Source organism: Teichococcus aerophilus, assembly GCF_014490485.1.
GTDB lineage: Bacteria > Pseudomonadota > Alphaproteobacteria > Acetobacterales > Acetobacteraceae > Pseudoroseomonas > Pseudoroseomonas aerophila.
This window is the reverse complement of the sequence record NZ_JACTVA010000027.1, coordinates 65,489-74,794: the sequence shown is the minus strand read 5'-3', so window position 1 is coordinate 74,794 and position 9,306 is coordinate 65,489. Positions and strand designations below refer to the sequence as shown.

Below are 9,306 nucleotides of genomic sequence, written 5' to 3'. Positions count from 1 at the left end.
GGGCGGCGCGGCGGGGCGGCGGCGCGGCCGGGCGCGGTGGGGCCGGGCTGGGTGGTGCCGGAGTTACCAGGTGCCGGGTTACCGGCAGCCGGATTGCCTGGGGAAGGGTTGCCCGCAGCCGGGTTTCCGGAGCCGGGAATTCCGGGAACAGGGCGCGCCGGGGCCGGGCCGCCGGGCGCGGGTGCGCGCTGCCCCGCATCCTGGCCGAGCACCACCGGAACCGGCGCTGCCAGCAGCGCCAGAACCACCCCCAAAGCCAGCCGCATCCGCATGGAATCCCTCGCCCCCGCGCTGCAGCATGGGGGGTGGGGAGGAAATTGTGCAAGGGCGAGACGCCCCGCAAATGTCCATTTGCCGGGAGCGTGTTCTTCGCGCAACCTATCCAGGTCCTAGAACGAAAAAACCGGAGGATTCTCCATGCTGTCTCGTCGCAGCGCCTTGGCCGTGGCTGGCTCGTCGGCCGCGCTGTCCTTCCTGTCCGGCCATGTCCGCGCGCAGGGTCAGCAGCGCTTTGCCTCCCTTAGCGTCTTCGTCCCCGCCGGCCCGGGCGGCGGCTGGGACGGGCTCGGCCGTGCCATCGAACAGGTGGCCCGCCAGGCCGGCATGGTCGGCAGCTTCCAGTTCGAGAATGTCGGCGGCGCCGGCGGCACCGTGGGCCTGCCGCGCTTCGTTTCCCAGCGCCGCGGCCGGGGCGATGCCGTCATGGTCGGCGGCGCCATCATGGTCGGCGCCGTGTTGGCCAACCGCTCCCCGGTCGGGCTGAAGGACGTGACGCCGCTGGCGCGCATGACCACCGAGCCCAGCGTCATCGTCGTGCCCGCCAGCAGCGACATCCGCGACATCGCCGGCCTGCTGGCGGCTTTGAAGAGCAACCCGGGCGCCACCTCGGTCGCCGGCGGCAGCGCCGGGGGCATCGACCACATCATCCTCGGCCTGCTGCTGAAGTCGCAGGGCCGCTCGGCCAAGGACGGTTCCTACGTCGCCTTCGCCGGCGGCGGGCCGGCCCAGGCCGCCATCCTCGGCGCGCAGGTGAAGGCTGGCATTTCCGGCATCTCCGAATTCGCCGAGCAGGTGAAGGCCGGCCGCATGCGCGCCCTGGCCACCACCGGCGCCACCCGCAGCCTGGACAACGTGCCGACGCTGAAGGAAAGCGGCGTGGACATCGTCATGGGCAACTGGCGCGGCGTGTTCGGCCCGCCCGGCCTGAAGCCCGAGGACCGGGAGAAGCTGGTGAAGTTCTTCACCGACCTCGACGCCTCGTCCGCGTGGCAGGAGATGTGCCAGCGCCAGGGCTGGGACCGCGCCTTCCTGGCCGGCAGCGACTTCGAGGCCTTCCTGAAGAGCGACGAGGCCGCCACGGCCGAGGTGCTGAAAGAAGTCGGGCTTGTCTGACATCGCTGGCCGGACCGGCTGGCTGAAGCCAGGCGCCGGCCCCGACCTCGCCGTCGGGATCTGCGTGGTGCTGCTGGGGGCGCTCTGCCTTTGGCAGGCCAGCGTCATCCCCACCACGCCGCTCTACGCGCAGGTGGGGCCGAAATTCGTGCCCTACCTGGTCGGCGGGCTGGTGATGGTCATCGGCGGCGGCCTCACCCTCTCCGCCCTGCGCGGCGGCTGGTCGGCGGAGATGGAGGAGGTGCGCGACGCGCCCCCCACCAATTGGCGCGCCCTGGGGTTGGTGGGGGCCGGACTGCTGGCCAACCTCGTCCTCATCGACTGGCTGGGCTTCGTCATCGCGGCGACGGTGCAGTTCGTGCTGGTGGCGGCGGGCTTCGGCAGCCGCCGGCCGGGGCGGGACCTGCTGATCGGCCTGGCCGTCACGCTCGGCGCGTTCCTGGCCTTCGACAAGCTGCTCGGCGTCAACATCGGCGCCGGCATCCTGGAAGGGATTCTCTAGGTCATGGACGTCTGGTCCGGGCTTTCCCTCGGCTTCGGCAATGCGCTGACGCTGACGAATATGGGCTGGGCGCTGCTGGGGTGCTTCCTCGGCACCGCCATCGGCGTGCTGCCCGGCATCGGCCCGGCGCTGACCATCGCGCTGCTGCTGCCCATCACCTTCCAGGTATCAGCCACCGGCGCCTTCATCCTGTTCTGCGGCGTCTTCTACGGCGCCATGTATGGCGGCTCCACCACCTCCATCCTGCTGAATACGCCGGGTGAATCGGGCTCCATCATCACCGCGCTGGAAGGCGCGAAGATGGCCCGCCACGGCCGCGCCGGGCCGGCGCTGTACACCGCCGCCATCGGCAGCTTCATCGCCGGCACCATCGGCACGCTGGGCATCTCCTTCCTCGGCCCTGTCGTCGTCGACCTCGCGTTGCAACTGGGTCCGGCCGAGTATTTCTCGTTGATGATCCTGTGCTTCGTCACCGTCTCCGCCGTGCTGGGCGGCTCCGCCCTGCGCGGGCTGGCGGCGCTGGGGCTGGGGCTGATCCTGGGACTGATCGGTATCGACCTGCAGACCGGCCAGCCACGCATGACCTTCGGCGTCACCGAGTTGCTGGATGGCACCGACGTTGTGCTGGTGGCCGTGGCGCTGTTCGCGGTGGGGGAGGCACTCTTCCTCGCCTGGCGGCACCATGACGCCAAGCAGCAGGTGCTGGAGGTCGGGCGCCTCGCCATGTCGAAGGAGGACTGGAAGCGCAGCATCGGGCCCTGGTTCCGCGGCGCCGCGCTGGGCTTCCCCTTCGGCGTCATGCCCGCCGGCGGCACCGAGATGCCTACCATGCTGAGCTACTACTTCGAGCGGAAGCTGGTGCGGCCGAAATACCGCCACGAATTCGGCACCACCGGCGCGATCGAGGGCGTGGCCGGCCCGGAAGCCGCCAACAACGCCGCCGCCGCCGGTATCCTGGTGCCGATGCTCACGCTCGGCCTGCCCACCTCGGCCACGGCGGCCATCATGCTCTCGGCCTTCCAGTCCTACGGCATCCAACCGGGGCCGATGCTGTTCACCACCCAGGCGGAGCTGGTGTGGACGCTGATCGCCAGCCTCTACATCGCCAATGTCATGCTGGTGGTGCTGAACCTGCCGCTGGTGGGGCTGTGGGCGCGCATCCTGAAGATCCCGACGCCGCAGCTCTACGCGGGCATCCTGGTCTTTGCGACCATCGGCACCTACGGCATCAGCAACAGCGTGGTGGACCTCGTCATCCTCTACACGCTGGGCATCATCGCGATGTTCATGCGGCGGTTCGACTTCCCCACCGCCCCCGTGGTCATCGGCATGATCCTGGGGCCGATGGCGGAGAACGCGATGCGCCAGGCCCTGACCATCAGCCAGGGGGACTGGACGACCTTCATCACCCGCCCGGTCTCGGTCTGCATCCTGGCGCTCGCGGTGATCGCGCTGCTGGGGCCGCGGCTGTGGGGGCTGTTCGCCCGGCGGCGCGGGCTGGTTCCCTGATTGGAACCCCCGCTGGGGTGACAGGGTCACCCCAGACCCCACCGTCAGTTTTAAGGGGATTGGTTCCGCCGACGGTCTGTGACCTTTGGCGACTGACGTCTCGGCCAGTGCGGCCTTCTTTGTATAATTTGAATGCGCTTTGGGGCGGCCGTGGTGCCACGGCACCTAGCGCCCCGGACACGCTCTGCTTCCAGCGCACCATACGACACCAGGCACGCCCAAGAACAAACAGCGGGGTCCGGGGTGGACTTTCCACCCCGGCGGGTTCCAGGGGCAGCGCCCCTGGCCTAACCCCCCCCCCCAATCCGATCAACCAGCGACGCTGCCCGGATCGGTATTCCCACCGCACACCACTACGCCGACCTTGGCCCCTTCCGGCGGTACGAAGGCGCCGCAGAGCAGCGCGGCCAGGGCGGTGGCGCCGCCGGGTTCCGCCACCAGCCGGCATGCATCCCACAGCAGGCGCTGGGCGGCGCGGATGGCATCGTCCGGCACCAGCAGGGCGGTCTTCACGAAGCGCTGGGCAATGGGGAACATGGTCAGCCCCACCTGCCGCGCCCCCAGACTATCCGCCGCCACGCCGCCGACCGGGGCGGGGGTGGGGGCGCCTTCGCGCAGTGCCGTGTGCAGGGTGGGGCAGGCGTCCGGCTCCACCGAGATGATCTCGGCCCGGCCGGCATACCAGGCGGCGCAGCCGCCGATCAGCCCGCCGCCGCCGGTGGCGAACAGCACATGGGTCAGCTCGGGCGCGTCCTCCTCCAACTCCAGCGCCAGGGTGCCCTGGCCGGCCAGGACCTCGGGCTGGTCGTAGGCGTGCACCATCAGCGCGCCGGTCTCGGCGGCCCGGGCCTCGCTGGCGCGGCGGGCGTCGTCATAGGCGGCGCCACCCTGCACCAGCCGGGCGCCATAGGCCTGGATGCGGGCGACCTTGGCCGCCCCGGTGATCTGCGGGACGAAGATCTCGGCCGGGATGCCAAGCTGCCGCGCCGCATAGGCCACCGCCGCGCCGTGATTGCCGCCCGAGGCCGCCACCACGCCTGCCGCCGGCAACGGCGCGGACAGCATGCGGTTGAACGCCCCGCGCGGCTTGAAGGAGCCGCTGGCCTGAAGCAGCTCCAGCTTCAGCGTGACGTCGCACGCCGTGCCGAGCGCACCGGCAGGCAGGCGCAGCAGGGGCGTGCGGCGGATATGCGGGGCAATGCGTTGGGCGGCCGCGCGAATGGCAGCGGCGTCGATCGGATGCGTCATGGCGGGGAAGGTGACGCTGTCCGTGGCGGACGGCAACCGGAGGGGGCGGTGCCTGCGTGGTGCGGTTTGGGTGGGGTGGGGGAAAGGCCGGGGAAGGAATTCCCCGGGCCCCATCTTCTTTTTTCGAGTTTTGCTAGGTGGCGGTGGAGGAGGCGGTCTGATTAGGGGCGCGGGCAGGTGCGCCGCGGGACAAAGGCCTCCGGCGGCAGCAAGCTCACTCCGCGCGGGCCATTTCAAATATCAAAAGAGCATCCCCTCGTGGCCTTCAACACCACGCCCGACCCGCAGAAAAAAGAAGGGGCCCGGGGAGTTCCTTCCCCGGCCTTCCTCCTTTCCCGACGCTCCACCTCATTCCTGACCAGGGAACACGACCTCCCCAGCCCACGGGAATCGGGCCACCTCGCAGCCCCCTTGTTCCCCGTGCCCAGAAGATGCCATATTTCGGCATATTTCACGGGACAGCCGGGGAGCGCCCATGTTGCAGCACGGAAGCTGCGCTTCGTCCGGTGGGGCGGGGGTCTTGTTCCTGGGGAGGCCTGGGTCAGGGAAGTCGGACCTCTTGCTGCGGATGATGCAGCGGGGCTGGCAGCTGGTGGCGGACGACCAGGTGGCGCTCTCCGAGGTGGAGGGCAGCCTGGAGGCCGAGGCGCCGGCTGAATTGGCCGGAATGCTGGAGGTGCGCGGCGTCGGCCTGTTCCAGGGCCTGCCGCACGCGCCGGCCGTCCTGCGGCTGGCGGTGCTGCTGGTCGGCCGTGACGAGGTGCCCCGGCTGCCGGAGCCACGGCGCTTCGATGCGCTGGGCCTGCAACTGCCGCTGCTGGCGCTGCACCCCTTCGATTGCTCCGCCCCCGCCAAGATCGAGCTGGCGCTGGGGGCGGCCGAGGCCCGGCTGGGCCTGCGCGCAGGCGCTTTCGCCGAAGCATGAACGCATCCTTGCCCAGTGGCTCCGGGGTTCACCCCGGGGACGGGACGCCGCGCCCTGTGGTTCTCGTCAGCGGCCTTTCCGGGGCCGGCAAGTCTTCTATCCTGCGGATGCTGGAGGATCTGGGCTTCGAGACCGTGGACAACCCGCCGCTCTCGGTGCTGGCGGAGATCGTCACGGAAGGCGGCGGCGTGCCGATCGCCGCCGGGGTGGACGCCCGCACCCGTGGATTCGACGTGGCAGGCCTGCTGGCATTGCTGGACCGCCTGCACCATATGCCAGGCGTGGCGCCGCAGCTGCTGTTCGCCACGGCCGATGAGGCCGTGCTGCTGCGCCGGTTTTCCGAAACGCGCCGACGACATCCGCTGGCGCCCGGTGGCTCGCTGGGCGCATCCGTGGCCGATGGCATCGCGCGGGAGGCTGCCTTGCTCGCTCCGCTGCAGGATGCCGCCGATGCGGTGATCGATACGTCTGAGCTGCCGTTGCCGGACCTGCGGCGGCTGGTGGAGCAGCGTTTCCGGGCGAGTGGCGGGCTGCACGGCATGGCCGTGGCCGTCACCTCCTTCGCCTTCCCGCGCGGGTTGCCGCGGGAGGCCGACCTGGTGTTCGACATGCGCTTTCTGCGCAACCCGCATTACGATCCGGCCCTGCGGCCGTTGACCGGCCAGGACGCGGCCGTTGCGGCCTTCATCCGGGAGGATGCCGGATTTGTTCCATTCTGGCAGCGCATGACGGCGCTGTTAGACCCGCTGTTGCCCCGCTACGCGGCAGAGGGCAAGAAATACCTCACCGTGGCCATGGGCTGCACGGGCGGGAAACACCGCTCCGTCCTGCTGGCGGAAATGCTGGCGGCGCACTTGGTTGAACAGGGTTGGCGAGTCGATCTCAGCCACCGAGAGCTGAACCGGGCCATGACGGGCCCGGCGGGACAGCGGGCCGCTGATGGCCCTGCCCCCTCTATTTCCCCCGTGGGTCGGGAGGCCCCTTCTTGTACGCCATGAAGTTATTCGCCGTGCTGTCTGCCGTGTTGCCTGCCGCAGTGTTGCCCCGGATGGTGGCCGCGCGATGATCGGCATGGTCCTGGTGAGCCACGGCCGTCTGGCCGAGGAGCTCAGGCTGGCGATGGAGCATGTGGTGGGGCCGCAAAGCGCGGTCGCCACCGTCTGCATCGGGCCGGAAGACGATATGGATGGCCGCCGGCAGGACATCCGCGACGGCGTCGCCGCCGTCGATCAGGGGGATGGCGTCGTCATCCTGACCGACATGTTCGGCGGCACCCCGTCCAACCTGGCCACCGCCGTGGCGGAGGAACCCTCCGAGCACGGGGCGGTGGAGGTTATCGCCGGTATCAATCTGCCGCTGATGGTCAAGCTCGCGCGGGTTCGTGGGGCGCAGCCATTGGCGCAGGCGGTGGAACACGCCATGTCTGCGGGGCGGCGCTACATTTCCTGCGCCACGCCCACGCGCTGCGCGCCGCCGGAACCGATGGTCCTGTGCGGCGGCAACGGCAAGTTCGGAACCACCTGATGCATCTGCCCCGCCCCTGCTTCGCACCGTCCGACTCGTTCCGTTCGGTCCAGGCACCGGCGGCGGCGGATAACCCGATGGTGTTGCGCCGGGCCGTGACCATCATCAACAGCCGTGGCCTGCATGCGCGGGCTGCTGCCAAGCTCGTGTCCCTGGCCGAGCGTTTTTCCGCCTGCGTCAACGTCTCACGCCATGGTCAGACCGTACCCGCATGCTCCATCATGGGGTTGATGATGCTGGGTGCCGGCAAAGGCAGCGAGGTTGTGGTGGACGCGGAAGGCTGGGACGCCAAGGAAGCTCTCGATGCTGTAGCCGGCCTGATCGAGGCCGGATTCCATGAAGACTGAGGGCGGCAAGGGCAACGAGACGAAGACCGCCGAGGGGACACGGAAAGCCGCCGCGAGGCGGACCCGGGAAGTCGCCATCAAGGGCATCGCCATTTCTCCCGGCGTGGCCATCGGCGAGGTGTTCGACACCAGCGAGGTGCCGGCCGAGGCGCCGCGCCGCGCCATCGAGGCCGGCAAGGCCGAGGCGGAGCGCCAGCGCCTGGCCGCCGCCGTCACTGCCAGCCGCAAGCAGGTCTCCAAGCTGAAGGCGCGACTCGGCGTGTTGCCGGAGGAAGCGCAGGAAGAGCTGGAGCCGCTGCTGGACGCCTATGCGATGATGCTGGGCGACAGCCGGCTGATCCGTGGCGCCCGCCGCCGCATCGCCGACGAGTTGCTGTCCGCCGAGACCGCCGTGCAGGACGAGGCCGAGGCGATCGCCGCCGCCATCCTGGCCGCCAAGGACGACGACAAGGCCGGGCTGAAGCGCCGCGCCGGCGAGGTGCGGGAGATTGCCCGCCGCCTGACCCGCAACCTGACCGCCACGCCGTTCCGCAGCCTGAAGGGCGTTCCCGCCGGCGCCATCCTGCTGGCCGAGGAACTGACCCCGGCCGACGCCGCCTTGCTGGACCCCACCCGCATCGCCGGCGTGGCGACGGAGGAAGGCGGCGCCGACGGCCACACCGCCATCATGTTGCGCGCGCTGGGCATCCCCAGCGTTCTCGCCTGCCCGGGGCTGACCGAGGCCGCCCGGCGCGGCGACCAGGCGGTGCTGGATGGCGGCGCCGGCACCATCGTCATCCGCCCCGGCGAGGCCGCGTTGCAGGCCGGGCGCGAGTCGCTGGCGACCTACGCCAAGGAGAAGGCCCGGCTGGCCAAGCTGCGCCGCCTGCCGGCGGTGACGCTGGATGGGGAGGAGGTGGAGCTTCAGGCCAACCTGGAAATCCCCGCCGAGCTGCCGCTGATCGCCCAGGCGGGCGCCCAGGGCATCGGCCTGCTGCGCACCGAATTCCTGTTCATGAACCGCGAGGACCTGCCGGACGAGGATGCGCAGGTCGACGCCTATACCCAGGTGGTGGAGGCGATGGCGGGCGACTGCGTCACCATCCGCGTGCTGGACTGGGGCGGCGAGAAGGATATGGAGGCGCTGGCCGAGGGCATCGGCCCCTTCCATGCCGGGCCCAACCCGGCGCTGGGCCTACGCGGCATCCGCATGCTGCTGAAGCGGCCGGAACTGCTGGAAGCGCAGTTCGCCGCCATCCTCCGCGTGGCGGGGGCGGAGCCGGGCACGCAGATCCGCATCCTGCTGCCGATGGTGACCATCCCGGCGGAAGTCAGCCAGGCGCGGGAGATCTATGAGCGGGTGCAGCGCCGCCTGCGCCGCAAGGGCATCCCGCTGCCGGAGAAGGAGCCGCTGCTGGGGGCGATGATCGAGACGCCCGGCGCCGCCCTGGCCGCCGACGCCATCGCGCTGGAGGCCGATTTCTTCGCCATCGGCACTAACGATCTGGCCATGTACACATTGGCGGTCGATCGGGCCGAGGCCGAGGTCTCCCATCTCTACGACCCGCTGCATCCGGCCGTGCTGCGGCTGGTGCAGTTCGCTACCGAGGCAGCGCTGCGCCTGCGCATGCCGGTCTCGGTCTGTGGCGAGATGGCGGGCAACCCGCGCCTGGTGCCGCTGCTGCTGGGCCTGGGTATCCGTGCCCTGTCGATGAACGCCAGCGCCATTCCGCGGGTGAAGCAGATGGTCCGCAGCCTGAAGATCGACGACTGCGCCCGCTTCGCCCGCCGGGTGATGGAGCAGGGGGACCCCAAGCGCATCCAGGAACTGGTGATGGGCTTCGGCGAGGCCGGCAGCGACCGGAGCTGAGCAGAGACAC

The 9,306-nt window shown here is 70.3% G+C and carries 9 protein-coding genes and 1 pseudogene; 8 read left to right on the top strand and 2 right to left on the bottom strand.

The annotated features are described in order from the left end of the window. Positions 1-272 (bottom strand): annotated as a pseudogene (locus tag IBL26_RS25555) (MotA/TolQ/ExbB proton channel family protein); the annotation flags it as partial. Positions 273-417: 145 nt separating this feature from the next. Between IBL26_RS25555 and IBL26_RS15190 the strand changes: the two are divergent. From IBL26_RS15190 to IBL26_RS15180, 3 genes are read left to right on the top strand one after another with little or no spacing between them, the layout of a single operon-like run. Continuing rightward, a complete protein-coding gene (locus tag IBL26_RS15190; RefSeq protein WP_187785340.1) occupies positions 418-1,392 on the top strand; it encodes a Bug family tripartite tricarboxylate transporter substrate binding protein in 975 nt (324 codons plus the stop codon). Beyond that, positions 1,385-1,894: a tripartite tricarboxylate transporter TctB family protein gene (locus IBL26_RS15185; RefSeq protein ID WP_241749417.1), complete on the top strand. Its 510-nt coding sequence runs from the start codon at positions 1,385-1,387 to the stop codon at positions 1,892-1,894. Before IBL26_RS15190 ends, IBL26_RS15185 begins: the two co-directional genes overlap by 8 nt. A gap of 3 nt (positions 1,895-1,897) precedes the next feature. Further along, on the top strand, positions 1,898-3,403 hold the full coding sequence (locus tag IBL26_RS15180; RefSeq protein ID WP_187785339.1) for a tripartite tricarboxylate transporter permease: 1,506 nt from the start codon (positions 1,898-1,900) through the stop codon (positions 3,401-3,403). A gap of 309 nt (positions 3,404-3,712) precedes the next feature. Here IBL26_RS15180 and IBL26_RS15175 read toward each other — a convergent pair whose 3' ends face one another. Continuing rightward, a complete protein-coding gene (locus IBL26_RS15175; RefSeq protein WP_241749415.1) occupies positions 3,713-4,687 on the bottom strand; it encodes a threonine/serine dehydratase in 975 nt (324 codons plus the stop codon). 439 nt (positions 4,688-5,126) lie between these two features. Here IBL26_RS15175 and IBL26_RS15170 point away from each other — a divergent pair, with 439 nt between their 5' ends. The 5 genes from IBL26_RS15170 (at position 5,127) to ptsP (ending at position 9,296) form a co-directional block, all read left to right on the top strand. Continuing rightward, entirely contained in the window at positions 5,127-5,576 is a 450-nt protein-coding gene (locus tag IBL26_RS15170) for an HPr kinase/phosphorylase (protein ID WP_187785338.1), read from the top strand. Next, positions 5,573-6,574: an RNase adapter RapZ gene (gene rapZ / locus IBL26_RS15165; protein ID WP_241749413.1), complete on the top strand. Its 1,002-nt coding sequence runs from the start codon at positions 5,573-5,575 to the stop codon at positions 6,572-6,574. Before IBL26_RS15170 ends, rapZ begins: the two co-directional genes overlap by 4 nt. Before the next feature lie 64 nt (positions 6,575-6,638). Continuing rightward, positions 6,639-7,100: a PTS sugar transporter subunit IIA gene (locus IBL26_RS15160; protein WP_187785336.1), complete on the top strand. Its 462-nt coding sequence runs from the start codon at positions 6,639-6,641 to the stop codon at positions 7,098-7,100. Further along, positions 7,100-7,447 carry an HPr family phosphocarrier protein gene (locus IBL26_RS15155; protein ID WP_187785335.1) on the top strand — a complete coding sequence of 116 codons (348 nt, stop codon included), beginning with the start codon at positions 7,100-7,102 and terminating at the stop codon, positions 7,445-7,447. Before IBL26_RS15160 ends, IBL26_RS15155 begins: the two co-directional genes overlap by 1 nt. Then, positions 7,437-9,296: a phosphoenolpyruvate--protein phosphotransferase gene (ptsP, locus tag IBL26_RS15150; protein ID WP_187785334.1), complete on the top strand. Its 1,860-nt coding sequence runs from the start codon at positions 7,437-7,439 to the stop codon at positions 9,294-9,296. The genes IBL26_RS15155 and ptsP overlap by 11 nt, the downstream gene beginning before the upstream one ends. Positions 9,297-9,306: the final 10 nt, after the last annotated feature.